Here is a 26359-nt window from a genome sequence, read left to right on the forward strand (position 1 = left end):
CCCTCACGAAGAAGGAGCAGACCGATGAGATTCCCGAGACGCCGAGCGGCGGTGGTCCTCGCCGCCGCCACGGCACTGGTCGCGGCCGCCTGCAACGGCGGCGGAGGCGCCGCCGACCAGGAGGTCGTCCTCGAAGGCGTGGACGACGGCACCACGCTGACGATGTGGACCCGGGCGGCCACCGAGGCCCAGTCGCAGCGGCTCGTGGACGCCTACAACGCGAGCCACGAGAACCAGGTCGAACTGACCGTGATCCCCACCGACGACTACCAGACCCGCGTCGGCACTGCCGCGGGCAACCAGGAGCTGCCCGACCTGTTCGCCCTCGACGTGGTGTTCGCCCCGAACTTCACCACCGCCGGGGCCTACCTCGACATCACCGACAGGATCGCGGCCCTCGACTTCGCCGACGCGCTCGCCCCCTCCCACCTGGAGGTCGGCAGCGTCGACGGCCGGCAGTACCTCGTGCCGCACACCCTCGACCTGTCGGTCCTGTTCTACAACAAGGACCTGTACGAGCAGGCGGGCCTCGACCCCGAGGCGCCGCCGACCACGCTCGCCGAGTTCGCCGAGCAGGCCCGCGCCGTCGACGCCCTCGGCGGGGACGTCAGCGGCACCTTCTTCGGCGGCAACTGCGGCGGCTGCTTCGTCTTCACCTGGTGGCCCACGATCTGGGCCTCCGGCGCGGAGGTCATGAACGAGGACGGCACCGAGTCCCTTCTGGACTCGCCTGAGGCCCAAGAGGTCTTCGCGACCTACAGGGGCCTCGTGGAGGACGACGCCGTGGCCCCCGGCCACAACGAGGAGACCGGCGCGACCTGGGTGTCGTACTTCCCCGAAGGGAACATCGGGGTCATGCCCATGCCCTCGACCATGCTCGGGCTCATGCCCGAGGACCTCAACCTCGGCGTCGCCCCGATCCCGGGCATCGACGGCGGGCAGTCCACGTTCGTCGGCGGCGACTCGATCGGCATCAGCGCCAACTCCGAGCACCCCAACCAGGCGTGGGACTTCCTCCGCTGGAGCCTGGAGGAGGAGCAGCAGGTCGGGCTCATGGCCGCCAACGGCGACGTCATGGCCCGCACCGACCTCGGCGACAACGAGTACTACGCCTCGAACCCCAACGCGGTCATCATGAACGACCTCGTCGCGGTCGGGCGCACCCCGTACTCGCTCAACTTCGGCCAGACCTTCAACGACCCGCAGGGCCCCTGGCTCCCGCTCGTCCGCGAGGCGGTCTACGGCGACGCGAACGCCGACCTGGCCGCGCTGAACGACGACGTGACGGCCTCCCTCGCCGGATAGACGGGACGAAACTCCATATGCGACATTCGCGCAAGCTGGCCGGAGCCGCGTACGCCGCCCCCGTGGCGCTGTTCGTGCTGGTCTTCTTCGTCGCGCCGCTGCTGCTGGTCGGACGCATGTCCGCGTCCGACTGGCCGCTGCTGGCCGGCTACCGGGGCCTCAACCTGCCCGAGAACTACGAGGGCATCGGCGACGACCCGCTGTTCTGGCCCGCGGTCGGTTTCACGCTCAAGTACACCGGCATCGTGGTCGTCATCCTCATCGGACTCTCGTTGCTGCTGGCCCTCATCGTCGCCGACCGACGCCGCGGCACCGGGTTCTTCCGGACCGCGTACTTCCTGCCGACCACGCTCGGCCTCGCCTCGGCCTCGCTGCTGTTCTTCGGCTTCTACAGCCCCGCCATCGGCCCGCTCGACCCGATGCTGGAGGCCCTCGGCCTCGGACCGGTCTCGTGGCTGGGCACCCCCACCGCGGCACTTTGGTCCACAGTGGTCCTCATCGTGTGGAAGTTCGCCGGGTTTTTCATGATCATCCTGCTCGTCGGCCTCCAGTCGATCCCGCCCGACGTCTACGAGGCCGCCCGCCTCGACGGCGCGAACCGCTGGCAGTCCTTCGCGCACATCACCGTCCCGCTCCTGCGCCCCGCCCTCGGCCTCGTCCTCATCCTCTCGGTCACCGGCTCCCTCCTCGCCTTCGACCAGTTCTTCATCCTCACCAAGGGCGGCCCCGACAACTCCACCGTCACCGTCGTCCAGCTCATCTACCGCGAGGCCTTCCAGCGCTTCGACCTCGGCGCCGCCGCCGCGATCTCCGTGGTCGTGCTCGCCGCGCTCCTGGTGCTCAACATCGCCCAGTTCCGGGCCCTGCGAAAGGACCATTGATGCGCACGCGCCTGTGGACCACCTCGTACTACGCGCTCGCGGGGGGCCTGTCGGTCCTGTTCCTGTTCCCGCTCGTGTGGACCGGCTACGCCTCGGTCGCCCCCCACGGGGCCACTCACCAGCAGGACGGCTTCGGGTTCGGCAACTACACCGCCCTCCTCGACTACGACGCCGGGCTCCTGCGGTACCTGTGGAACAGCACCTTCGTCTCGCTCCTCACCGTCGCCTTCACGCTCGCCCTGTCGATCCTCGGCGGCTACGCGTTCGCCCGCTTCACCTTCCGCGGCCGCGACACCCTCTTCGTGCTCACCCTCGCCATCCTCATGGTCCCCTACTCGACGCTCCTCATCCCGCTCTACTCGATGCTCGGGGACCTCGGGATGCGCGGCAGCCTCGTCGGGCTCTCGCTCGTCCTCACCCTCTACCAGCTGCCGTTCGCGGTGTTCATGATGCGCATCTCCTTCGAGGCCGTGCCCAAGGAGATCGAGGAGTCCGCCATGTGCGACGGCGCCGGCACCTTCGGCGTACTCACCCGCATCATGCTCTTCGCCGTGTGGCCCGGCCTCGTCACCGTGGGCCTGTTCTCGTTCCTGGCCGCCTGGAACGACTTCATCGCCCCGCTCATTCTCGTCAGCGAGGCCGACAAGGCCGTGCTGCCGGTGGCCATCGCCAACCTCCGCCAGCAGTCGATGGGCGCCATCGACTTCGGTGCGACACAGGCCGGCGTGGTCGTCATGGCGCTGCCGTGCCTGGTGCTCTTCGCACTGCTCCAGCGCCACTACGTCCGAGGATTCATGTCAGGAGCGATCAAGGGATGACCACGTCCACACCCGTACTGCCGCCCACCGGGACGCTGCGCCCGCTGGGCCTCGACGAGGTCCGCATCACCGGCGGGCACTGGGGCGAGCGGCAGGCGGTCAACGCCGGGGCCACCATCGGCCACTGCCTCCACTGGCTCGAGGCCCTCGGCTGGATCGGCAACTTCGACCGCGCCGCCGAGGGCGCGCCCTTCGAGCGGGCCGGCCGCGAGTTCGCCGACTCGGAGGTCTACAAGCTCGCCGAGGCCATGGCCTGGGAGATCGGCCGCACCGGCGACCCCGCGCTCGAAGCCGAGTTCGTCCGCCTCACCGAAAGGATCGGCGCCGCCCAGCACGCCGACGGCTACCTCAACACCAGGTTCGGGGGCCCCGGCCAGGAGCCTCGGTACGCGAACCTCGAATGGGGCCACGAGCTCTACTGCTACGGGCACCTCATCCAGGCCGCCGTCGCCCGCCTGCGCACCCGCGGCGAGGACGCGTTCACCGCGATCGCCCGCCGCGCCGCCGACCACGTGTGCGAGGTCTTCGGTCCCGGCGGCGTCGAGCGCATCTGCGGCCACGCCGAGATCGAGGTGGCGCTGGCCGAGTTCGCCCGCGCCACCGGCGAGGCGCGCTACCTGGAGCAGGCCCGGCTGTTCGTCGAGCGGCACGGCGCCAAGACCCTGCCCGAGGCCGGGTTCTACTACCAGGACGACGTCGCGGTGCGCGACGCCGAGGTCCTGCGCGGCCACGCCGTGCGCGCCCTGTACCTCTCCTCGGGAGCGATCGACGTCGCCGTGGACACCGGCGACACGGCCCTGCTGGAGGCCGTACGCCGCCAATGGGACCGCACCCTCGCGCGCCGCACCCACCTCACCGGCGGCATGGGCTCGCAGTACCAGGACGAGGCGTTCGGCCGGGACTTCGCGCTCGGCCCCGACCGGGCCTACGCCGAGTCCTGCGCCGGGATCGGCGCGGTCATGACCGCCTGGCGGCTGCTCCTGGCGACCGGCGAGGCCTCCTGCGCCGACCTCATCGAGCGCGTCAGCTGGAACGTCCTCGCGGGCGCGGTCGCCCCCGACGGGCGGTCGTTCTTCTACGCCAACCCGCTCCACCAGCGCACCGCCGACGCCGACCCGCCGCCCGACGCGGCGCTCCCGCACGTGCGGGCCGGGGGTCGCCGCGCCCCCTGGTTCGACGTCTCCTGCTGCCCCACGAACCTGGCGCGCACCTTCGCCCAGTACGCGGTGTACCTCGCGACCGCCGACGACCGCGGCGTGCAGCTCCACCAGTACGCCCCCGCCGCGATCGACACCGAGGTCGCCGGGAAGCGCCTGGCGCTCTCGGTCGCGACCGCCTACCCCGAGGACGGGGCCGTGACGGTCCGAGTCGAGGCCAACGGCGGCGGCGAGCGCACCGTGTCGCTGCGCGTCCCGGCCTGGGCCGAGGGTGCCCGCGTCACCGGCCCGGACGGCACCGCGCGCCCCGCCGCGCCCGGGACGTACGCCGAGGTCACCGCCGCATTCGCGCCGGGCGACGAGATCCGCCTCGACCTGCCCGTGGCACCGCGCTGGAGCCTGCCGGACCCGCGCGTCGACGCGGTGCGCGGCTGCGCCGCCGTCGAACGCGGACCGGTGGTCTACTGCGCCGAGTCGCTCGACCTCCCCGGCGGCGACCTCGACGAGCTCACCGTCGACGCCGCGACCGCCCCGATCGAGCGCGGGGGCCGCGTCCTGGTGGCCGCCACCGTCCACGACCGGCCCGACGGCTGGCCCTACGGGCCGGCCGCCCCCGAAGGCGAGGGCAAGCCCGTCGAGCTCGTCCTCGTCCCGTTCCACCTGCGGGCCACCAGGGGCCCCGCCGCGATGCGGGTGTGGCTGCCGCAGGAGTGAGGGAGGCGGGGCCGGCGCGCGCCGCGATCCGGCGCGGGCCGGCCCCGTGTCTTGAAGGCCCTGTGTCTTGACGGCCCGGTGTTGACGGCCCAGTGCTGATGGGCCCGTGTCGTCACCGTGACCCGACTTCCTTCGAGAATCGCACCGGGAGTCCAAGGGCCGCTTGGTCTTGCACCTTTAGGATGAGGTCCGTCGGGTGGGTCAGACGGAGACGAGGAACAGAATAATGAGCGATCTGCTGGAATTCCTGGGCACGGCCGAGCAGGCGGTCGAGGCGGCGGTGGCGACGATCCGGTCGGGGATCGGACGGGAGCGCTCGATCAGCGGCAAGGGCGACCGCGACTTCGCCACCGATCTCGACTACGCCGTGGAAGACCAGATCAGGGCCTTCCTCGACCAGGAGACCCCCGGCATCCCGCTGCTGGGGGAGGAGCGCGGCCGCACCGGCGACGCCGAGTCGCACTACGAATGGGTGCTCGACCCCATCGACGGCACCGTCAACTTCGCCCACCGGTCGCCGCTGTTCGGCGTCTCGCTCGCGCTCACCCGCAACGGGATGCCCGTCGTCGGCGTCGTCCAGGCCCCCCTGGCCGACGAGCGCTTCAGCGCCGCGCTCGGCCACGGCGCGGCCCTGAACAAGCAGACCCTCACCACCACCGGACCCGGCGACCTCGCCGACGCGGTCGTCGCCGTCGCCGACTTCCCGTTCGGGCCCGACGCCGAACGGCGCACCCAGCGGCGGTTCGCGCTGCTCCAGCGCCTGGTCCCCAAGGTCCAGCGCGTCAGGATGCTCGGCACCGCCGCCCTCGACCTGTGCTGGCTCGCCTCCGGCCGCGTCGACGCGGTCCTCCACGACCGCATCAACCTGTGGGACGTCGCCGCGGGCACCGTCATCGCCCGCGAGGCAGGCGCCCTGGTCACCGACCTCGACGGCGTCGACTACGGCTCCGGCGCCATGTCCGTGCTCGCGGGAGGCCCCGCGGTGCACCGCGCCCTCCTCGCCGAGATCGCCTGAGCGCCTAGGCGGCCAGCGCCTGGTCGTAGGCCCGCCGTGCCTCGATGATGTCCGGCTGGTGCCGTTCGGCCCAGGCGAGCAGGCCCGTCAGGTGCCCGTAAAGCTCCCGCGCGCTCTCGGTCGCGCGGTACTCGACCTTCGGCGGGACGGTCGGGTAGACGGTCCTGGTCAGCAGGCCGTCCCGTTCGAGGTTCCGCAGCGTCAGCGTGAGCATCCGGCGGCTGATGCCGGGGATCGAGCGCTCGAGCTCGGTGTAGCGCACGGGCTCGCGGATGGCCGCGACCAGGATCGACACCGACCACTTCCCGGCCACCCGGTCGATGATCTGCACGATCGGGCAGGCCTCGGCCTGGACGTCGGACAGCGGGGTCTCGCAGTCGTCGCTCATCGGTGTGCCTCGAATCACTCTGGTCTCGGATGCCGTTCGACCTGGACGGGAACATCCATGTCCCCCCAGGCACATGAAAGTGCCTTCTTACGGATTCCTTCATTGGAACACATGATGGCTCCAGGAACAAATAGTTCCCCGTTGAACGAAGGAGCCCCCGAATGCCGACCGCGACGCAGGCGAGCCTCAGCCGCCGCTGGCTCACCGTCATGGTCCTGCTCGCCGCGCAGGTCATGATCATCCTCGACCAGAACATCGTCACCATCGCCCTCCCCGCCATCCGCGACGACCTCGGCTTCTCCCAGTCGAACCTCGTGTGGACCGTCAACGCCTACGTCATCCCCTTCGGCGGCCTGCTCCTCCTCGCCGGCCGCCTCGGCGACCTCATCAGCCGCAAACGGGTCTTCCTCGCCGGCCTCGCGCTGTTCACCCTCGCCTCGGCCGCCATCGGCTTCGCCGACACGCAGTCGCTCCTCCTCGCCGGGCGCTTCGTGCAGGGCATCGGCGGCGCCGTCGCCTCCGCCGGGCTCCTCGGCATGGTCGTCATGCTCCTGCCCGAACCCGCGCAGCAGGCCAAGGGCATCGGCGCCTTCGGCTTCGCCTCCGCCGGCGGCGGCGCACTCGGCAGCGTGATCGGCGGCCTCCTCACCGAGGCCGTCGGCTGGGAGTCGATCTTCTTCATCAACGTCCCGCTCGGCGTCGCCGTCGCCGTCCTCGCCTGGCGCCTGCTCGACGACGACCGCGGCATCGGCCTCAAGGCCGGGGCCGACATCGTCGGCGCCGTCCTCGTCACCGCCGGCGTCATGCTCGCCGTCTACACCCTCATCGAGGTCGAACACCAGGGCTGGAACTCCCCGCGCACCCTCGGCCTCGGCGCCCTCGCCGCGCTTCTCGTCGCCGGGTTCCTCCTGCGCCAGGCCAAGGCCGCCACCCCGCTCGTCCCGCTGCGCATCCTCTTCTCCCGCACCGTTGCCGGAGCCAACCTGACGCAGGCGCTCATGGTCGGCGCGGCCTTCGGGTTCATGTACTTCACCGTCCTCTACCTCCAGCAGGTCCTCGACTTCGCCCCCGCCGCCGCCGGCCTCGCGTTCCTGCCCGCGCCGCTGGTCATCGCCTCGGTGTCCATGTGGGTCGCCCCGCGCCTGCTCGCCCGGTTCGACCCGCGCCGCATCGCGATCACCGGCCTCGCCGTCATGATCGCCGGGTTCGCGCTCTTCGCCCAGATGCGCGCCGACGGCACCTACCTCGCCGACGTCCTGCCCGGCATGATCTCCGCCCCGCTCGGCTTCGGCCTCACCATGCCCGCCCTCATGACCCTCGGCATGGCCGGCTCCCGCCCCGAGGACGCCGGCGTCACCTCCGGCCTGTTCAACACCGCCCAGCAGGTCGGAGGCGCTGTCGGCCTCGCCGTCCTGAGCACCGTCGTCGCCGCCCGCACCGCGGGCCTCGCCGAAGGCGGCGCGAGCGAGGCCGAGGCGCTGGCGGGCGGCTTCCGGCTCGGCTACGGAGTCGCGGGGGTGTTCGTGGCGGTGGCGCTGGTGATCGCGGCGACGCTCATGCGCCCGCGCCGCGAGGCGCCCGTGGCGGAGCCGGTCCCGGCGGGCGTGGCGTAGCGCAGCGAAGGGGCCGCCGTCCGATCCGGACGGCGGCCCCTTCGGCGTCTGCGAGGTTAACGCCTGCTGCTGCGCGGCGACGATGACCTGGACGAGCTTCGCGACGTCCTCGGGGTTGCCGGCCTTGAGGTTCACCTTGCGCTGCTTGCCGCTCTGCTGGAGGCGCAGCACGTTCTGGCCGTCGAACCACAGGCGCTCGCCCTTGGGCGCGCCGTAGGTCCGGGCCCGGTAGCCGAAGAGGGCGTGCATGTACAGGCCGCCGGTCGTGAAGTCGAAGCTGTACACGGGCATCGTGAACGAGAGGACGCCGCCGACGGTGAACAGCGCGCCGAGGAAGAGGTAGAGCGAGAGGTAGCCGCCGACGAGGGCGATGAGGCCGATGACGAGGAACAGGGCCCCGGCGACGACGAAGAGGATCGAGTACAGGGACTTGTAGCGGACCTTCAGGATCGGCTGGGCGGGCGGCTGGGGCGCGGGCGGGTACATGAGGGCTCTCCTGGTGACGATGGGGCGAGGGGGTGCCGCCAGACTAGCAGCGGCCCGCTCACAGCTGCGTGAGCGCGAACACCAGCGCCAGCGCGGGCAGAATCCCCTGCTTGAGGGCGGCGGCGACCATGAAGCGGTTCGCCTTGTAGAGGATCAGTGCGGCGGCGACCATCGAGGCGCACGAGAAGACGATGAGGGTCCAGCCGACCTCGGGCTGCCAGCGCACGACCGCGACCCCGGCGATGGCGCCGACGGCGAGGAACAGGTTGTACCAGCCCTGGTTGTAGGCCCAGAGGCGGACCGCTCCGACGTCGGGCGTGGCGACCTTGAAGACCCAGCGGTGCACCCTCGGATCGGCGAACCGCAGGCTCTCCATGCCCCAGATGTACACGTGCACGAGCCCGGAGAGCGCGGCGAGGACCTGAACGACGACCAGCATGGTCGCATTCTCGCCGATCGGACGCCACTGAACCGGCAAATGCGTCGAAACACTCCGAAATCCTTCGATGCCGCCGGTCCCCTCGCGGGGACCGGCGGCGAAGGCTCACTCGTCGGGCGCGAACTCGCCCACGAGGTGGAGGATCTGGATCGCGGCCAGGCCCCACTGCGCCATGTCGTTCGTGCCGCCGTTGGGCCACCACTCGACGGTGTTGAGGGTGCCGGTGACGGTCTCGGTCTCCAGCGGCGAGTAGTCCGGCGCGTCCTTGGCGCCCCGGAACCGGTCCCAGGCCAGGCGGGCCTGCGACTCGTCGCCGGTGCGGGCGTAGACGAACGCGTTGGCGCGCGTGTAGGAGTAGAGGAACAGGTCGCCGAAGCGGCCGCCGTACTCGGCCTCCTGCTCCGCGCGGGTCGCGGTGTAGAAGCGCGAGTACTTGAGCCAGTCGGCCTCGAACGCGGGCATGTCGACCTGCTGGATGAGTTCGGCGCAGATCTCGATGCGGCCGAAGGAGTTGGAGAGGTTGCTCCGCTCGGTCACCGGCTCGGCCTCGATCGCGTACCGGCCGGTGTCCAGGTCGTAGTCGGCCGAGCCCTGCGCGAACCCGTTGGGCTGCGCGGCGATCGTCTCCATGGTGCCCAGGACCTTGTCGCGGCAGAACTCCCAGTCGGGGCCGCGCCGCTCCCACTCGGTGAGCCAGGCCGCCGCGAGGGCCGCCCAGCTCGTCCCGAACCCGATGCCCACGGCGTTGCGGTCGGGGTTCCACGGGTCGTCCTCGGCGCGGATCTTGCGGCCGGTGTCGAGGACGAGCGCGGTCTCCTCGCTGGAGGCGAGCGAGCGCAGCAGGTCGCCGGTGCGCTCGTCGGCGGTGAGGTAGTAGAAGTACCTGCGGTAGTTCGCGTTCGAGACGCGCACCTGCTTGGAGGAGTCGCCCCAGTGCTGGACGCCGTGCCTCGTGCCGAGCCCGGCCCAGTCGCCGGTGTGGTAGCAGTTGACCTCGCTGGTCTTGCGGGTCAGCGCCTCGGCGAAACGGAAGACGTCGGCGCGGTTGGTGTGCAGGTAGTGCATCCAGAACCACTGGTCGGGGGAGATCTCGGAGTTGTCCCACGCGTAGCCGCCGATGTCGTAGCGCCAGATGCGGCGGTCGACGTCCTTGGAGTGCATGAAGTCGCCGAAGTCCCAGAAGCCGTACCAGTGCCGCTGGTCCTGCTCGGTCCGGTAGTGCTCGAACAGGAAGTCGAGGGTGTCCTCCACTTCGGCCTTGACCGGGTGGGAACGGTCGACCGGCCCGAAGAGCCCGCCGAAGGCGCCCGCGGCGCTCATGTGCTCGGTCGGGGCGATGACCTGCGGCTGCGCCCGGACCGCGTCGGCCATGGCGCCGAGGCGCTCGGCCGTGGGCGTCGCCTCGACGGCCCAGAACTGGAGCTCGGTGGTGCGGGCGACGCCGTTCGGGGTGCCGAAGCCGGGCTCGTAGTCCTCGTAGGTGATCTCGAGGGCGTCGAGCTGCTCCGGGTAGGTGTCCTGGCCGAGGCCGTCGTGGTAGAAGCGCGTGTCCATCGGCTGCGCCTCGGGGGACCACATCCACACGGTCACGGTGGCCTCGTCGGTGTGGGCGTCGCGGATGTCGAGCCCGGTGGGGTGGCGCTGCCAGAAGTCCTTCATGCCGAACCCGAACCCGCCCGAAGGACCGCCGAGGTAGGCGAACCCGGAGGCGCGGCGGCCCTGGTCGACCGGAACCCACCCGTGCCCGGCCTTGGTGCGCTTGCGGATCGCGAAGCCCTCCGAGTTGAGCTGGGCCAGCGAGTAGTCGCCCCAGGCGGGAATCCAGTGCAGGCGCGTGGTGACGCGCTGGTCCCAGGTGGCCGGATCGGGGAGGGCCTGCCCGGCGATCTGCGCGTCGCGCACGGCCTGGCCGGGGTCGCGGCGCAGGCCGGTGATGCCGCGGACCGCCTCGGTGAGCTGGCCGTGGCCTTCGCCGACGAAGCGGATGTGGCGGTCGTAGAGCTCGTCGGTGAGCGCGACTTTGAAGCGCACGCCGAGGCCCGCGATGAAGGCGTCCTCGCCGTCGGAGTCGTACACGAAGGTGTGGACCATCCGGAAGGACTCGCCGCCGGCGTAGAAGTACAGGCGCACGGTGAACGGCAGCCAGGACTTGCCGCGGCCCTTGGTCCTGCGGTGGGTGCCGGTCACCTTGACGACCGCGCGCACCGGGCCGGTCTGCTCGACCTCGACGTCGTCGACCTCCGAGACGTACCGGTCCCGCGAGACCGAGCCGGTCTCGGGGTCGGGCGCCTCCTTCTGCGTGATGTTGACGAGCTGGCCGTCCTTGGCGATGGTGCGGCTGCCGCGCTTGACGTACTCGATGAGGTCGGTGCCGGACTTGGGGAGGCGGACGGTGATGACGCCGGTGTCGACGTCGACGTGCCGCTTCGTGTCGGAGACCGAGACGGCGAACGCGGGCGCGGCCGGCTCTCCCGCGGTGAGCGTGAAGGACTCCTGCCGCGCGGCCGGGCCCACGGCGTGGCCGGTCCACTTGAGCGAGCCGTCGGGCCAGTAGGCGAGGGGCCAGGTCTGGACGGGGACGGCCGCGCCGTCGTCGCCGGTGAGCTGGAAGGCCTGGTCGCCGGGGAAGCGACCCGGGCCCCAGGGCACGCCCCAGGTCGAGCCGGGCGATTCGGCGGGGGCGCCCTCCAGCCACGTGAGCTGGACGGAGTCGGGGCCGGGGTCGGCCCCGGTCGCGCCTTGGGCGCGGGCGGGGGCACCGTCGAGGAAGGCGGCGGCAGCGGCGACGCCCGCGGTGGTCGCGAGGACGCTGCGCCGCCGCACGCCGCCGGGGGCGGTGTCCTCGGCGGCGGTGTGGTGATGGGTGACGGGGGATTCGGGTACGGGGCCGGGCATGGTTCCTCCAGAGGATCGACGCCGGTAGGGGTTAAATCGTTTTAATGACGAGCGTCGTCAATATAGCCACGCGTCGATCGATCGTCAACCCTCGGCCCCGGATGCCGGGATCGGCGGGCGCGGACGAGAACGGCCGAGAACGCCGACCCAGCGCCCCGCACAGGCCGTCGCGTCAAGCCACGATCGACACTTTCGGCGCTTTGATAGCGCGTATTACCAGGTGAAATGAATCTTGTCATCTAGATTCGTCTATGTTTAGATATGTGGGTCGATGCGCCCTTCCGTGTTCGCCGGAGCGGCGCCCTCCGCCCCGCGGGCCGCCTCGCGTGCGCCCTGGCGGAGCGATTTCGGTTTGAACGATTCAATTCTCAAGTGCAGATCCCAGGATCGAGGCAAAGATGAAAACGTTTACGCGACTTCGAGTCGCCATCGCGGTGACCGGCCTCCTGGCCGGCGGCGGCGCCTTCGCCGTCAGCACCACGACCTCCCACGCCGAGGACCTCGGCGCGCAGCAGCTCGTGCGTCCGATGGAGGACCTCGGCCGCGGCGTTGTCGCGGTGCGCTCCAGCGCCACCGCCGTCCAGGTCGGCTGGCGCCTGCTGGGCCTGGACCCCGCGGGCACCGGCTTCAACGTCTACCGTTCCGCGGCCGGCGGCGCCTGGACCAAGCTCAACTCCCAGACCCTCACCGGCGGCACCAACTTCACCGACACGACCGCGAACCTCGCGCAGTCCAACGCCTACCGCGTCACCGCCGTCGTCAACGGTGCCGAACAGTCGCCCAGCGAGGCGTTCACCTTGAGCGCCGACCACGCCGAAGAGCCCGCCGTGCGCATCCCGCTGCGCGACGGCGGCGCCGTCAAGTTCGTGTGGACCGGCGACCTCGACGGCGACGGCGAGTTCGACTACGTGATCGACCGCCAGACCTCCCCGCAGTCCATCGAGGCCTACACCGGCAAGGGCGAGTTCCTGTGGGAGGTCGACCTCGGGCCCAACTCCACGAACCAGAACAACATCGAGCCCGGCTCGGCCACGATCGACGTCGGGCACAACGACGGCGTCACCGTCTACGACTTCAACTCCGACGGCTACGCCGAGGTGGCGCTGAAGATCGCCGACGGCGTGACCTTCGGCGACGGCCAGACCTGGACGCACGCGAACGACTCGCGCCAGTGGATGGCGATCCTCGACGGGCGCACCGGCGCGCTCCTGAACTACTCGAGCGTCCCCCAGGACTACCTCGGCGACGGCCCGATGGCCGCCCGCTTCGGCGTCGGCTACCTCGACGGCGTCACCCCGAGCCTGGTCGCCTACATGAAGAACCGGCGCGACGACGGCGGCTTCAACCTCATGATCGCCGCCTGGAAATGGAGCGGGCAGAGCCTCACCCAGCAGTGGAAGTGGCTGCGCGGCGGCACCGACGCCCCCGACGGGCACAACACGCGGATCATCGACGTGGACGGCGACGGCAGGGACGAGATCGCCGAGATCGGCTTCGTCCTCAACGGCGACGGCACCCTCCGCTACTCCCTCGCCGGGCAGGGCATCGTGCACGGCGACCGGTTCCACATCGCCGACATGGACCCGAGCCGCCCCGGCCTGGAAGGCTACGGCGTGCAGCAGAACAACGCCAGCGGCCTGCGCGAGTACTACTACGACGCCGACACCGGCGCGATGATCTGGCAGCACGTCCTCCCCGGCACCGGCGACATCGGCCGCGGCATGGCCGGGGACGTCGACCCGCGCTTCCCCGGCATGGAGGTCTGGTCCTTCGACGGGCTCTACAACGCCGCGTCCAACCAGCTCACCGAACCCGACACCTCCCTGCGGCCCTGGCCGCAGCTGGGCCTGTGGTGGGACGGCGACGCGACGATGGAACTGCTCAACTCCGGCAAGATCGAGAAGTGGAACCCCGCCGACCCCAGGCCCACCAACAGCCTGCCGCGCCTGGAGACGGTCGGGAACTTCGGCGCCGTGACCGCCGCGCAGGGCGGCCCGACCCTCGTCGCCGACCTCTTCGGCGACTGGCGCGAGGAGGCGGTCTACACCAACGCCGCCTTCGACGAGCTGATCATCTTCACCACCGACCGGCCCAGCGACATCCGGCTCTACACGCTCGCGCACAACCCGGCCTACCGCAACGCCATGACCCTCCACGGGTACATGCAGTCGCACCACGTCGACTACTTCCTCGGCGCGGGCATGAGCACCCCGTCCCGACCCGCCATCACCTACTGATCCGTTTTCCCAGCTCAGGCCTGCCGCGGCGGTCCGTCATACGGACCGCCGCGGCAAGGATGACGTTTGCCGACCCTCGATCCGGTGATAGCGTGTGCCACTGTGACTTCGCCGCTACGGGCCTTCGGCCCGCTCGAACCGACCCGCGACGGCTGGGAATCCGCAGCCCTCGCCCTGGCCCGACCGGCCGTCGACCTCGCGTTCGCCGGACCCGACGCCATGCCGGTGACGATGTCGAACCACTCCCACCCGGAGAACTGGTTCGAACTGCTGACCAGGCCCTTGTGGGGCCTCGCCCCCGCCGCCGACGCCGTCCCCGACGAGGTCTGGGCCGCCGTTCGCGGCGCCCTCGCCCGGGCCCTTGACCCCGACGACCCCTGGTACGTCGGCGACCCCGCCCATGCCAGCCAGCGCCTCGTGGAGGCCGCCGCGGTCGGATACGCCCTGGCCCTCGTCCCCGAACGACTATGGGAGCCCTTGGCCCCCAAAGCGAAAGACCAGATGTCGGCCTGGCTCTCGGCCGCCTACGCGACCGGCGTGGTCGACAGCAACTGGCACTACTTCCCGGTCTTCGCCGGCCACGGCCTCAAACGCCTCGGCATCGCCCACGACCCGGGCACGGCCGCCGCGCACCTCGACCGCATCGGCGAACTGACCCTCGACGACGCCGCCTTCGAGGACGGTCCGGGTGGTCGTGTGGACTACTACAATCCGTTCGCGTTCCACACCTACGCGCTCTTGCATTTCCGGCTCGGTGGTGACGACCGGTTCGTGGCGAATGCGGCCGCGTTCGCCCGCCGGTTCGGTGCCTGGTTCGGCGCCGACGGCGCCGCCGTCCCCTACGGGCGGAGCATGGGCTACCGGTTCGCCCAAGGGTCCCTGTGGTCCGCACTGGCCGCGGCCGACGTCGAAGCCGTCCCGTGGCCTGAGGCCGCCGGATACGCCCGCCGCCACCTCGAATGGTGGTGGGACAAGCCGATCCTCGACCCCGAAGGACGCCTGACCGTCGGCTACGGCTACCCCAACAACGCCGTGGTCGAGCAGTACCTCACCGCAGGCTCACCGTGGTGGGCGATGAAGCTGTTCACCGGTCTGCTCGCCGGACCCGAGCACCCGTTCTGGACCGCCACCCCCACCCTCCCCGGCCCTGTCGTCGCCCCGCACAAGGCCGCTCGCGCCGTCCACATCAGAGACGAGACCGGACACGTCACCCGCCTCAACGGCCAGTCGCGGCACGTCAAGATGCGCGGCAGCCGGGCGAGCTACGCGAAGTTCGCGTACTCGACCCTCGCGGGCTTCTCCCACGCCAACGCGGACCCGGGCCTGGAGGCCGCCGCGCCGGACGGCGAACTGGTGCTCTCCGAGGACGGCCTGCACTGGCGCGGGCGCGAGGGCGCCGGGGACGGCGCGGTGGACGAGTCAGGCACGGTCATTGTCGAGTGGCGGCCGTGGCCGGACGTGTCGATCACGACCACTCTCGAAGGCGCCGTGGACGGTTCGCACACCCGCGTCCACGTCGTCGAGACCGGTCGCACCCTCCACACCGGCGAAGGCGGCTGGTGCGTCCCGCTCCACGGGCGCCTCGCCGAGGCGGGGGAGGGTAGGGCGGTGGTGACCGCGGGCGGTATCCGCAGCGAGATCGCCGACCTGGACGGCGTCCGCGAGGCCGCGGTCATCGCGCCGATGCCCGGCACCCACCTGTACTGGCCGGGCACGCTCTTGCCGGTGCTGCGCGGCGTGATCGGACCGGGCCGCCACGTCCTGCGGACCCGCGTGTTCGCGGGCAGGGCGTAGCGCCCGCCGAAAAGGCGCGGCGGGACCTTGACAGTGCTGGAAAGCGCGTTCTAGGGTGATGCAACGAAAAGTTAAAACGATTTACCTCCCTGGTTCCGACGAATCGCCGCCGCTCGCGGCGACACGTCGGCCCCAGTCCGGTCCGGCGACGGTCCGACAACTGAATCGTTTCAGGTCGGCTCCGGCGCACCCCCGCGCCGGCGCCGACCCGAACCCGACGACCCGCGGACGCGGGACCCCTTGCACGAGAAGGAGCAATCAACGATGATGCGCGACCCCTACCGGCTCCGCCGCCGGTCCCTGCTCACCGGCGCCTCCGCCGCGGCCGTGGTCGGTGCGGCCGCCGCCTGCGGCGACGAGGGCCCCGCCGGCACCGCCGACGACCCGATCGAGATCAGCTTCGAGTGGTGGGGCGACGAGGCGCGGGCCGAGGTCACCCAGAAGGCCGTCGACCTGTTCCACGAGAAGAACGCCGGCATCAAGGTCACCACCAACTTCGCCGACTACCCCGCCTACTGGGAGAGCCTGACCGGCCGCATGGCCTCGCGCGACCTGCCCGACGTCTTCCAGATGGACTACCCGCGCCTGCGCCAGTTCGGCGGCTCCGGGATGCTCCTGCCCCTCGAAGGGGTGGTCGACACCGCCGACTTCCGCGACGGCGTCCTCGACACCGCCGTCCTCGACGGCGAGCTCGTCGCCGTCCCCGTGGGCACCAACGTCTTCGGCCTCATCTACCGCCCCGACTGGTTCGAGGAGGCGGCGATCGCCGTCCCCGAGGCCGGGTACACCTGGGACGACTACGCCGAACTCATCCGCACCCTCACCGGCACCCTCGGCGAGGGCCGCTGGGGCGGCGGCGACTGGACCGGCTCCTACCTGCTCGCCGAACTGTGGCTGCGCCAGCAGGGCGGCAGCTTCTACTCCGACGACGCCGCGGCCCTGAACTTCACCCGCGAGCAGCTCGTGGAGTGGTGGAGCATCGCCGCGCCCCTCGTGGAGGACGGCGCGGTCCCCTCGCCCGAGGAGGCCGCCGCCGAGAACGCGCCCGGCGTCGCCGCGGGCACCGTCGCCACCGAGATGCGCTGGGACACCGCGATCAACGGCTACTGGGCCACCGTGACCGACACCGGCGGCGAACTCGGGATCATCCCCCCGCCCACCGCCGACCCCGCCAACCTCGCCCTTCACCTGCGGCCCTCGATGCAGTTCGTCATCGCCGCGAACTCCGAGCAGGCCGAGGCCAGCGCCAAGCTCATCGAATTCCTCCTCGGCGACCCCGAGGCGGCCGTGATCCTCGGGACCAACCGCGGCATCCCCTCCACCAAGACGGCCCTGGCGAGCGTCGAACTCGACGAGCCCTCGCAGGTCGTCACCGACTACGAGGCCACCGTCGAGCAGCACCTCGCCGACGCCCCGGTGGTGCCGCCCGCGGCCGCCGGCGCGATCGAGGCCAAGTTCACCGAGATCTACGAGCAGGTCCAGTACGCCGCCATGACGCCCGCCGAGGCCGCCGACCTCTTCTTCACCGAAGCCGAGACGCTCTTCGCCTCGGAGCAGTGACCCCGCCCCCGTGAACGACGCGGGGTCGGCCGCCCGGCCGACCCCGCGTCGACGTTCCCGGGAACACCGGCGATCATTGTTTCTGTAACCGTTATACGTTTCGACCTAAGGCAGGCCACGTGGCGCGCAGAGCCGAGAAACCCTCCGGCGGGACGCGCCACGCCACCATCCGCGAGGTGGCCGAGCGCGCGGGCGTCTCCGTCGCCACGGTCTCGCGCATCCTCACCGGCAGCTATCCCGCGTCCCCGGCCACCCGTGCCAAGGTCATGCGGGCCGTCGAAGAGCTCGACTACGTCGCCAACGGCCACGCCCGCGCCCTCCAGGGCACCACCCGCAAGAGCATCGCCATCATCGTCAACTCGGTGATATCGCCCCACTACGCCCATGTGGCCCAAGGGGTCCAGACGCAGGCCGCCGAGGACAACCGGCTCTGCCAGATCGGCACCACCGGCGGCGACGCCGAACGCGAACTCGCCATGGTCCAGTTCATGCGCGAACAGCAGCCCGAGGCCGTCATCCTCGTCGGCAACGTCGCCGTGAACGACGAGTACCGCACCCGCATGGGCCGGTACGCCCACGCGCTCGCCGCGATCGGCTCGCGCCTCGTCCTCTGCGGCAGGCCCCCGCTCGGGCCCGAGATCCCCGCGGTCGTCGTGGAGTACGACAACGCCGGAGGCGCCTTCGCCGCCACCAGCCACCTCCTGTCGGCCGGGCACCGGCGCATCCTCTTCCTCGGCCGCCGCCCCGGCTACACGACCCCCGACGCCCGCGTCGAGGGCTACCGCCGCGCCCTCACCGCCCACGGCGTCCCGCTCGACCCCGACCTGGAGGTCGACGGCACCTTCGAGCGGTACGAGGGCTACCGGATGATGCGCGAGCGCCTCACCGCGGGCCTGGGCGACGCCACCGCCGTCTTCGCCGCCAACGACCAGATCGCCGCGGGCGCCCGCCAGGCCCTCCTCGAACACGGCCTGCGCATCCCCGAGGACGTCTCCATGGTCGGCTTCGACGACCTCCCCCCGGCCATGGACATCGACCTCACCACCGTCTCCCAGCCCCACGAGGAGCTCGGCCGCACCGCCGTGCGCCTCGCCCTCGGCCACGCCAAGCAGGGCGGCCCGCCCCCGCACACCGTCCTCGGCGCCCACCTCGTCATGCGCGGCTCGGTGCGCCCCATCGTGATCCGCTGAACCCGCGGCCCGGCACCGGGCCGATGTCGCCCCCCGGTGCCACAATGGCGCCCATGACGACGATCCCCACCGCCCACGCTGTCGCCCTCGCCGACGAGGCCGCCTACCTCGACGCCGTCGCGCGGGCCCGCACCGCCGCCGACGCCTACTACGGCTCCGGCGAGTCCGGCATGGACGACGACGCGTACGACCGGCTCGTGCGCGGCATCGCCGCCTGGGAGGAGGCGCACCCCGACGCGGTCGCCCCCGACTCCCCGACCCGCGAGGTCGCGGCCGGGGTCACCACCGGCGAGGTCGAGCACGTCGCGCGGATGCTCAGCCTCGGCAACGTCTTCTCCGACGAGGAGCTCACCGAATGGGCCGCCTCGGTTGAACGCCGCCTCGGCGGCCGCCCCGTAGAGGCCTGGGCCGTGGAGCCGAAACTCGACGGCGTCGCCCTCGCCGCCCGCTACCGCGACGGCGCACTCGTCCAACTCGTCACCCGCGGCGACGGCAGCACCGGCGAGGACGTCTCCCACACCATCGGCCACGTCGACGGCCTCCCGCTCAAGCTCACCGAACCCGTCACCGTCGAGGTCCGCGGCGAGGTCCTCATGACCGAGGCCCAGTTCGCCGACGCGAACCGGATGCGCGTCGAGCACGGCGGCCAGGCCTTCGCCAACCGCCGCAACGCCTCCTCGGGCTCCCTGCGCGCCAAGGACCGCCCCTACCAGGTCGAGCAGACGTTCCTCGCCTACGACGCCCTCACCGACCCCGAGCACACCAGCGAACCCGGCCTCGACGCCCTCACCCACACCGGCCTCATCGAACGCCTCGGCGAACTCGGCCTCGGCACCACCGCGGGCACCCCCGTCGCCACCCGCGCCTGCGCCACCCTCGCCGACGTCCTCGCCCGCGTCCACGAGATCGGCGCGCTGCGCGCGGGCCTGCCCTTCGAACTCGACGGCGCCGTCGTCAAGGCCGACGAGCGGGCCGACCGCGCCGCCGCGGGCGAGGGCTCGCGCTCCCCGCACTGGGCCACCGCCTACAAGTTCCCCGCCGCGCAGAAGATCACGGTCCTGCGCGACGTGGAGTGGAGCGTCGGCCGCACCGGCGTCGTCGCCCCCCGGGCCGTCCTCGAACCGGTCGCCGTCGGCGGCACCACCATCACCTACGCCACCCTCCACAACCCCGCCGACATCACCCGACGCGGCCTCATGATCGGCGACCACGTCACCGTCTACCGCGCCGGCGAGGTCATCCCGCGCGTCGAAGGCGCCGTCGCGAGCCTGCGCACCGGCGAGGAGCGGCCCATCGCCTTCCCCGAACAGTGCCCGCGCTGCGGCGCCGACATCGACCGCACCCAGGAGCGCTGGCGGTGCGTGCGCGGGCGCGCGTGCGGCCGGGTCGAGGCGATCGGCTACGCCGTCGCCCGCGACTGCCTCGACATCGACGGCCTGGGTGAGAAGATCGTGGTGCAGCTGGTCGAGCGCGGGCTCATCGAGGACTTCGCCGACCTGTTCTCACTCACCAAGGAGCAGTTCCTCACCCTGGACCGCATGGGGGACAAGAGCGCCGACAACCTCGTGGCCGCGATCGACCGGGCCAGGTCCAAGCCGCTGAACCGCGTCTTCTGCGCCCTCGGCGTCCTGGGCACCGGCCGCTCCATGTCGCTGCGCATCGCCACGGCCCTCGGCTCGATGCGGGCCGTGCAGGAGGCCGACGCCGCCGCGCTGGAACGCGTCGACGGCATCGGCGGCGAGAAGGCCCCCGTCATCGTCGCCGAACTCGCCGAGCTCGCGCCCGTCATCGACAAGCTCGTGGCCGCGGGCGTCAACATGGACCAGCCCGGCTACGTCCCGCCCGCCCCCGAGGACCTGGACCTCCAGGAGGCGGCCCAGGATCCTTCTGACCTGCCGCTCGCCGACCGGACCGTGGTCGTGACCGGCGGCATGACGGGGCCGCTGGAGTCCTACTCCCGCAACGAGATGAACGAGCTCATCGCCCGCGCCGGCGGCCGCGCCTCCTCCAGCGTCTCGAAGCGCACCGGCCTGGTCGTCGCCGGGGCGAACGCCGGGAGCAAGCTGGAGAAGGCGCAGACCCTCGGCATCCCCACGAGCACGCCCGAGGAGTTCGCCGAGCTCGTCGCCGACTACCTGTCGTTACAGCGGCGGCCAGGCGTTCACCATCAGCTGCTCGAACTGGGCCTGGAACCACGCGCCCGCGGGCGGCGAGTTCGGCAGGGACCCGAGTTCCGGGGCGCAGATCGAGCCGAAGCCCCCGTCGTTGTCGGCGTGGGGCCCGTCGGACTCGCCGGGCGGCTTGATCCAGACGTAGGCGTGCAGCCGGGGATCTCCTATCGGGTCGGCCTGCGGCCGCTCGCCGAGCCCGGCCCCGACCTGGTTGCAGCGGTGCTCTTGGTCTTGGCGGCGGTCGATCCTGGACTCGTTCACGTAGATGTTCGGATCGGTGCTGGCGCTCGTCCGGGTCGGCCGGTCCGGGCCGCCCCAGCCGTTGCGGGAGGTGTCCACGATGACGCCGAGGTCGGATGCGAAGCCCTCGGCCACGAGGCGGTCGCGGAAGTCGAGCGCGAACGGGGTTTCGTCCACGTAACCCCTGAAGTCGACCCAGAACGTCTGCGCCACCGGCACTCCGGAGACGACGTCGTCGGCGTCGAAGTACGGTTCCTCCAGGGGGCTGTAGTCTGCGGTGTTCACCGCGATGCCCTGGACGTCGCCGGGTTCGGCGCCGTGGTCGAAGATCGTGGCGTACAGCCGGGCGGCGTTGCCGAAGGTGTCGTAGAACGGGGTCGCGTCGGACCATCCGAGGAGGCCGTGGCCCCCCGCGTCGACGTAGTTGTGGACGCCCGCGTCGGCCAGCGCCGCGACCGCGTAGGCGACGCCCTCCTGATAGGAGCCCAGTGCCAGGACCTCGTCGCACTGCGGCGTCCCGCCGGGGTGCGGGCTGACGTGGTCGGGCAGGTAGGCCAGCGAGAAGGGCTCGATCACGGCGGTGACGCGCAGGTCGGCGTATTCGGGCCGGGCGATGATCGCGGCGATCGGGTCGACGAACTCGTACCGGTATCGGTCGATCTCGTCGGGCGCGAGCTCGCCGTTTGAATGGAGCGCCGCGCAGTCGCGGCCCGGCAGGTTGTAGAGGACGATCTGGACGACGAGTTCGCCGCTGGGTGCGGAGGCGCGCTGCTCCAGCGCTTCGTCGAGATGCTCGGCCAGGCCCATCCCGCCCGAGCCCTCGATCGCGCCGATGCTGTCGAGCCACACCGCCGTCCCCTGCCCGGCGAGGTCGGCCGGGGCGCCGCCCGCCAGCGCCGGGCCCGACCATTCGGGGTTGACGTAGAGGTCGGCGCCCGCGTAGGGGTTGCCTGCGTCCGCGGCGACGGCGCCTTCAGGGGCGGTGCCGAGGACGGTCAGGAGCGCGGCGGCGAGGGCCGCGACGGCGGTGAGCGCGGCCGCGCTGCGGCCCTTGGGTTTCGCGGTGGAAGGTGCGGTTCTGCGGTCTCGTGACATCGTCGACTCCAAAGTTGGCGAAGCGGTAGGGAGCGCTCCCAACCAGCGCGACCGAATCCACGGTAGACAGATATCCAACTATGTCAATGTATCCGTGCGTTGTCAACGCCTCACTCGGTGCCCGGATCGGAATCGCGACCGGCCTTCCGGCCCTGTCCACACTCGCACTTTATCGGTATAGTTGCGGCGCCGACCCACCCCCGAAGGGACACCCGCAGCCTCATGAAGACCTTCCCGCTCACCCAGGTCACGCTCCTCGAAGGCCCCTTCGCGCACGCCGTGCGCACCGACCTCGCCTACGTCCTCGCCCTCGACCCCGACCGCCTCCTCGCCCCGTTCCTGCGCGAAGCGGGCCTCGCGCACGGCCCGAGCTACGGCAACTGGGAGGACTCGGGTCTCGACGGCCACATCGGCGGGCACTGCCTCTCCGCGCTCGCCCTCCTCACCGCCGCCACCGGCGAGCCCGAACCCCGCGAGCGCCTCGACCACATGGTGTCCGAACTCGCCCGCGCCCAAGACCACCTCGGCACCGGCTACGTCGGCGGCGTCCCCGGCGGCGCGGCCCTCTTCGAGGGCCTGCGCGGAGGCACCGGCGTCCGCTCGCTCGCCTCCGGCGACCACTGGGTGCCCTGGTACAACCTCCACAAGACCTTCGCGGGCCTCCTCGACGCCCACCGCCTCCTCGGCCACCGCCGCGCCCTCGACGTCGTGCTCCGCCTCGCCGACTGGTGGCTCGACATCGCCGCCACCATGGACGACGACGCGTTCGAAGCCATGCTCGACACCGAGTTCGGCGGCATGAACGAGGCCTTCGCCGACCTCGCCGCGATCACCGGCCGCACCGACTACGCCGAAGCGGCCCGACGCTTCTCACACCGGGCGATCCTCGACCCCCTCCTGGCGGGCCGCGACGACCTCACCGGCCTTCACGCCAACACCCAGATCCCCAAGGCCGTCGGCTACGCCGCCGCCCGCGGTGACCGGGCCCTCATGGACGCCGCCCGCCACTTCTGGCACCGCGTCGTCGAGCACCGCTCCGTCGCGATCGGCGGCAACTCGGTCCGCGAGCACTTCCACGCCGCCGACGACTTCACCGCGATGATCGAGGACCGCGAAGGCCCCGAATCCTGCAACACCTACAACATGCTCAAGCTCACCCGCCGCCTCGCCGAGGACGCCCTCGACCCCGCCCACCTCGACTACGTCGAACGCGCCCTCTACAACCACCAGCTCGCCTCCCAGCACCCCGACCACGGCGGCCTCGTCTACTTCACCCCGATGCGCCCCGGCCACTACCGCGTCTACTCCCGACCCGAGTCCGGCATGTGGTGCTGCGTCGGCACCGGCATCGAAGCCCAGGCCGCGTACGGCGAATGGATCTTCGGCGAACACGAAGGCGCACTGGCGGTCAACCTCTACATCCCCGCAGTCCTCGACGCCCCCGAATTCTGCGCCCGCGTCCGCCTCGACACCGCCTTCCCCGCCGACGAGACCGTCACGATCACCCTCGACCTCGAAGCGCCCCGCGCCTTCCCCCTCCGCCTCCGCGTCCCCGCCCGGACCGAAGGCCTCTCCGACCTGACCGTCAACGGCGAAGCGGCCCAAGGCGAACCGGTCGACGGCGCGATCCTCGTCGAGCGCACCTGGCGCAAGGGCGATGTCGTCGTCTTCGGACTCCCGCTGCCGCTCTCCGCCGAACGCCTCCCGGACGGCTCCCCCTGGCAGGCCTACTTCGCCGGCCCGATCCTCCTCGCCGCCCGCACCGGCACCGACCGCCTCGACGGCCTCCTGGCCGACGACTCCCGCATGGGCCACATCGCCCACGGCCCCCTCCACGGCCTCGCCGACGCCCCGATCGTCGCCGACCTCCCCGCCTCCGACGTCCTCGAACGCCAAGGGCCCCTCCGCTACCGCCTCACCACCGCCGACTCCGGCCCGGTCGACCTGCTGCCCTTCTACGAACTCCACGACGCGCGGTACACCGTCTACTGGCCCGTCGCCGAATCCTCCCGCGTCAGTGAACGCCGCGCCGAACTCGCCGCCGCCGACCGCGACTCCCTCGCCCTCGACGCCCTCACCATCGACAAGATCGCCTTCGGCGAACAGCAGCCCGAGTCCGACCACGCCTTCACCGGCACCGACTCCACCGTCACCGTCGACCCCCACGGCCACCGCGCCCGCACCACCACCGCCTCCATCACCGCCGTCCTCAACGACCCCGACCACACCGCCCGCCGCCTCCGCATCGCCTACCGCCTCACCGACACCCCCACCGCCCTCACCGTCCACCTCGACAACACCCTCCTCGCCGAAGAATCCTGGCCCCCCGGCACCGCCCACCTCCACATCGACTACCCCCTGCCCCCCACCTCCGCCCCCACCCGAACCCTCAAACTCCGCGCCACCACCCCCCACCCCACCCCCGCCATAACCACCGCCCACCTCCTCCGCTGACCCCGGAAACCGAACATTCACGAAATCGCCACGGGCACCGCCACGAGACCCCTGGACGGGCCCTGAAACCAAGAACGGCACCTCCCGAAGGAGGTGCCGTTCAAGCAGGTCAACATAGGTTTCAAGCAGTAGCCCGGGCGGGGCTTGTCGCAGATCCACACTTTTTCGTCATCGACTGCGTTTCTTTGACTCTTTGGCCCGGCATTGCATTCCTCGATTAGTTCCTGTGCAGCGGAGAGCAGCGTACTTGAAATCCTCGCGGTGCAATAGAGCTGTCGTTTGCGAGGGTCGTACCGTATTTCGATGCGGAAGGCCTGAATGAGCCGACGGAGCAGGTCGATCGGTACCTGTGCTGATTTAAGCGATGCCGTGGGGAGACTCGCGACTACCGACGCGTCGGGTTGGTTCGCTATTTCCAGATTGAGCGTCACCAGCCGGTCTGTGATTTCGCTGCTCTCTCTTCCAAGTTGTTGGAACCGCTCGTTGACGCTTGTGATCAGTTCGGCTTCGAGATTGTCGGCGGCCTCCAGAACCTGGATGAGCTTCGAACGTCGGGCCTGGACTCCATCTAGTGCGGCGGTGAGCTGTGATTGCTCGGCTTCGCGGTCCGCGACGCCCTCGGCCTTTGCGGCGTCGATGATCCGCTGGAGGCGCCCTTCTCTGCCGGCCCCGAGGATGAACGAGTCGAGGAAGACGTCCATGGCCTGATCGACCTTCACCTCATTGAGATAGGTGGCGGCAGCATGGCCTTCGGGCCGAGCGTTGCGACGGGGATGGCACGAGTAGTAAATCCGGTTTTCTCTTCGTTTGCCGTACATGAGGAGGTCGCAGTGATCGCAGCGGACCGCTGACCGGTACCTGTACTCTTCGGCATTTTCGGTTTTGGACTTCTTGCTACGGACTCGTTCGGTGGTCTTTGCGATCTGCTGTGCTGCGGTGAACATGTCGGGACTGACGATCGCCTCGTGCACGGGCTCGGGCGACCACACCCAGTCGCTCATCGGGTTTGGCCGGTTGCCCTTCGGCGTCGAGGTCACGCGGTTCCATACCATGTAGCCGGTGTACTTGGGGTTCCTGAGGATCTCCCTGACCGAGGACGCGCACCAGCTCCCTCGGGCACGAGTTGGGTCAGGAGGAACTGGGGGAGGATTCAGCGCGAGGTCTTCGTTGAGGCGCTCGGCGATTGCCGCATAACCCAGGCGAAGCCGTATGCGAAAGTCGAAGATCCGCTTCACTACCGCGGCGCGGACCGGTTCGAGTTCGAGTACGGTCTTCCAGCGACCGTCGGCTCGCTTGGCCGGTACCGGGTGCGGGACCTGTTTCAAGATGTACCCGTACAGCGCTTTCCCGACGTTGAACCCCTGCTGAGCGTGCGCCTCGAAGCCCCCCCACGACTTCTCAAGGAGATCGAGGACGTACCACTCGCTAATTCCTTGTTTGACCCGGCGGGTGAGGACCGAGGTAGCGCTCTTGAGTTTGCGACGTGTCACAACGATCGGCTCATCAGCAGCCAGCAGGGCCACACCGTATTGTTCGAGCTCGTGCTCCAACCTCGTGGAGTAGTACGTGATGCGAGCGACACGGTCGATTGACTCGCACATCACCACATCGAAGCTTCGTTCGCGTCCGGAAGCTGCCTGCAGCAGGTCTTTGAGGCCGCCGGTCCGGGGCACGGGGATGTCGAACTTCTCGTGAGCGGTGCTGGTGCCGCGGACGCCGAGATCGCTCCTTCCGCTTTCGACGTCGTAGTAGTAGGCGACGATCTGCGCCCCTGGCGGCAGTGCTTTCCGGACCGCGCTGAGTTGCCGCGGGATTGAGATGGTCGGATCCTGCAGGTCGTCGGTTGAGGTTCGTCCCATGAATGCGACCCAAAGTATCTTTTCGTACGTCGCGCTCGTATCTACAGG

At 70.7% G+C, this 26359-nt stretch carries 16 protein-coding genes and 1 pseudogene; 12 read left to right on the top strand and 5 right to left on the bottom strand.

Translation table 11 applies throughout. The annotated features are described in order from the left end of the window. Nucleotides 1-24: 24 nt before the first annotated feature. From E9998_RS23535 to E9998_RS23555, 5 genes are all read left to right on the top strand, one after another. Nucleotides 25-1305 carry an ABC transporter substrate-binding protein gene (locus E9998_RS23535; protein ID WP_136532190.1) on the top strand — a complete coding sequence of 427 codons (1281 nt, stop codon included), beginning with the start codon at nt 25-27 and terminating at the stop codon, nt 1303-1305. Nucleotides 1306-1322: 17 nt separating this feature from the next. Then, on the top strand, nt 1323-2186 hold the full coding sequence (locus E9998_RS23540; protein WP_136532191.1) for a carbohydrate ABC transporter permease: 864 nt from the start codon (nt 1323-1325) through the stop codon (nt 2184-2186). Further along, nucleotides 2186-3004 carry a carbohydrate ABC transporter permease gene (locus E9998_RS23545; RefSeq protein ID WP_136532192.1) on the top strand — a complete coding sequence of 273 codons (819 nt, stop codon included), beginning with the start codon at nt 2186-2188 and terminating at the stop codon, nt 3002-3004. The genes E9998_RS23540 and E9998_RS23545 overlap by 1 nt, the downstream gene beginning before the upstream one ends. Next, complete coding sequence (locus E9998_RS23550; RefSeq protein WP_136532193.1) at nt 3001-4875, top strand: glycoside hydrolase family 127 protein; 1875 nt, start codon at nt 3001-3003, stop codon at nt 4873-4875. Before E9998_RS23545 ends, E9998_RS23550 begins: the two co-directional genes overlap by 4 nt. Nucleotides 4876-5101: 226 nt before the next feature. Next, nucleotides 5102-5890: an inositol monophosphatase family protein gene (locus tag E9998_RS23555; RefSeq protein ID WP_136532194.1), complete on the top strand. Its 789-nt coding sequence runs from the start codon at nt 5102-5104 to the stop codon at nt 5888-5890. 4 nt (nt 5891-5894) lie between these two features. Here the strand turns inward: E9998_RS23555 and E9998_RS23560 are convergent, their stop codons facing one another. Beyond that, a complete protein-coding gene (locus E9998_RS23560) occupies nt 5895-6278 on the bottom strand; it encodes a winged helix-turn-helix transcriptional regulator (RefSeq protein ID WP_192907141.1) in 384 nt (127 codons plus the stop codon). A 161-nt stretch (nt 6279-6439) separates the two neighbouring features. Between E9998_RS23560 and E9998_RS23565 the strand changes: the two genes are divergently transcribed. Continuing rightward, a complete protein-coding gene (locus tag E9998_RS23565; RefSeq protein WP_136532195.1) occupies nt 6440-7891 on the top strand; it encodes an MFS transporter in 1452 nt (483 codons plus the stop codon). 544 nt (nt 7892-8435) lie between these two features. On the opposite strand, the gene E9998_RS23570 is transcribed toward E9998_RS23565, so the two are convergent. Both E9998_RS23570 and E9998_RS23575 read right to left on the bottom strand, forming a co-directional pair. Beyond that, nucleotides 8436-8816: a DUF1304 domain-containing protein gene (locus tag E9998_RS23570; RefSeq protein WP_136532196.1), complete on the bottom strand. Its 381-nt coding sequence runs from the start codon at nt 8814-8816 to the stop codon at nt 8436-8438. A 105-nt stretch (nt 8817-8921) separates the two neighbouring features. Further along, nucleotides 8922-11711 (bottom strand): exo-rhamnogalacturonan lyase family protein, encoded by a 2790-nt coding sequence (locus E9998_RS23575; RefSeq protein WP_204745622.1) that lies wholly within the window; start codon nt 11709-11711, stop codon nt 8922-8924. A gap of 398 nt (nt 11712-12109) precedes the next feature. On the opposite strand from E9998_RS23575, the gene E9998_RS23580 reads away from it, so the two are divergent. The 5 genes and pseudogenes from E9998_RS23580 to ligA all read left to right on the top strand — a co-directional run. After that, nucleotides 12110-13948 (top strand): rhamnogalacturonan lyase family protein, encoded by a 1839-nt coding sequence (locus E9998_RS23580; protein WP_158299959.1) that lies wholly within the window; start codon nt 12110-12112, stop codon nt 13946-13948. A gap of 102 nt (nt 13949-14050) precedes the next feature. Next, on the top strand, nt 14051-15742 hold the full coding sequence (locus tag E9998_RS23585) for a DUF2264 domain-containing protein (protein ID WP_158299960.1): 1692 nt from the start codon (nt 14051-14053) through the stop codon (nt 15740-15742). A 264-nt stretch (nt 15743-16006) separates the two neighbouring features. Further along, nucleotides 16007-17302, top strand: a complete 1296-nt coding sequence (locus tag E9998_RS23590; protein WP_136532198.1) for an ABC transporter substrate-binding protein — start codon at nt 16007-16009, stop codon at nt 17300-17302. A gap of 119 nt (nt 17303-17421) precedes the next feature. Further along, nucleotides 17422-18492, top strand: coding sequence for a LacI family DNA-binding transcriptional regulator (locus E9998_RS23595; RefSeq protein ID WP_136532199.1), 1071 nt, complete (start codon nt 17422-17424; stop codon nt 18490-18492). Nucleotides 18493-18545: 53 nt separating this feature from the next. After that, nucleotides 18546-20603: pseudogene (gene ligA, locus E9998_RS23600) on the top strand (NAD-dependent DNA ligase LigA); the annotation flags it as partial. A gap of 30 nt (nt 20604-20633) precedes the next feature. Here ligA and E9998_RS27200 read toward each other — a convergent pair. Continuing rightward, a complete protein-coding gene (locus E9998_RS27200) occupies nt 20634-21998 on the bottom strand; it encodes a glycoside hydrolase family 6 protein (RefSeq protein ID WP_136532220.1) in 1365 nt (454 codons plus the stop codon). A gap of 222 nt (nt 21999-22220) precedes the next feature. Between E9998_RS27200 and E9998_RS23610 the strand changes: the two genes are divergently transcribed. Continuing rightward, nucleotides 22221-24452 (top strand): glycoside hydrolase family 127 protein, encoded by a 2232-nt coding sequence (locus tag E9998_RS23610; RefSeq protein WP_158299961.1) that lies wholly within the window; start codon nt 22221-22223, stop codon nt 24450-24452. A gap of 17 nt (nt 24453-24469) precedes the next feature. On the opposite strand, the gene E9998_RS23625 is transcribed toward E9998_RS23610, so the two are convergent. Then, nucleotides 24470-26311: a recombinase family protein gene (locus tag E9998_RS23625; RefSeq protein ID WP_158299962.1), complete on the bottom strand. Its 1842-nt coding sequence runs from the start codon at nt 26309-26311 to the stop codon at nt 24470-24472. Nucleotides 26312-26359: the final 48 nt, after the last annotated feature.

The organism is Glycomyces paridis, from assembly GCF_004912155.1.
In the GTDB taxonomy this organism is placed as follows: Bacteria; Actinomycetota; Actinomycetes; order Mycobacteriales; family Micromonosporaceae; genus Glycomyces; species Glycomyces paridis.

Bases quoted from the DNA above. Each gene is read 5' to 3' on its own strand.
- E9998_RS23565 (WP_136532195.1), top strand. From the start codon at position 6,440: ATGCCGACCGCGACGCAGGCGAGCCTCAGCCGCCGCTGGCTCACCGTC.
- E9998_RS23540 (WP_136532191.1), top strand. From the start codon at position 1,323: ATGCGACATTCGCGCAAGCTGGCCGGAGCCGCGTACGCCGCCCCCGTG.
- E9998_RS23590 (WP_136532198.1), top strand. From the start codon at position 16,007: ATGATGCGCGACCCCTACCGGCTCCGCCGCCGGTCCCTGCTCACCGGC.
- E9998_RS23560 (WP_192907141.1), bottom strand. From the start codon at position 6,278: ATGAGCGACGACTGCGAGACCCCGCTGTCCGACGTCCAGGCCGAGGCC.
- E9998_RS23580 (WP_158299959.1), top strand. From the start codon at position 12,110: ATGAAAACGTTTACGCGACTTCGAGTCGCCATCGCGGTGACCGGCCTC.
- E9998_RS23610 (WP_158299961.1), top strand. From the start codon at position 22,221: ATGAAGACCTTCCCGCTCACCCAGGTCACGCTCCTCGAAGGCCCCTTC.
- E9998_RS23535 (WP_136532190.1), top strand. From the start codon at position 25: ATGAGATTCCCGAGACGCCGAGCGGCGGTGGTCCTCGCCGCCGCCACG.
- E9998_RS23545 (WP_136532192.1), top strand. From the start codon at position 2,186: ATGCGCACGCGCCTGTGGACCACCTCGTACTACGCGCTCGCGGGGGGC.
- E9998_RS23575 (WP_204745622.1), bottom strand. From the start codon at position 11,711: ATGCCCGGCCCCGTACCCGAATCCCCCGTCACCCATCACCACACCGCC.
- E9998_RS23570 (WP_136532196.1), bottom strand. From the start codon at position 8,816: ATGCTGGTCGTCGTTCAGGTCCTCGCCGCGCTCTCCGGGCTCGTGCAC.
- E9998_RS23625 (WP_158299962.1), bottom strand. From the start codon at position 26,311: ATGGGACGAACCTCAACCGACGACCTGCAGGATCCGACCATCTCAATC.
- E9998_RS23550 (WP_136532193.1), top strand. From the start codon at position 3,001: ATGACCACGTCCACACCCGTACTGCCGCCCACCGGGACGCTGCGCCCG.
- E9998_RS23555 (WP_136532194.1), top strand. From the start codon at position 5,102: ATGAGCGATCTGCTGGAATTCCTGGGCACGGCCGAGCAGGCGGTCGAG.
- E9998_RS27200 (WP_136532220.1), bottom strand. From the start codon at position 21,998: ATGTCACGAGACCGCAGAACCGCACCTTCCACCGCGAAACCCAAGGGC.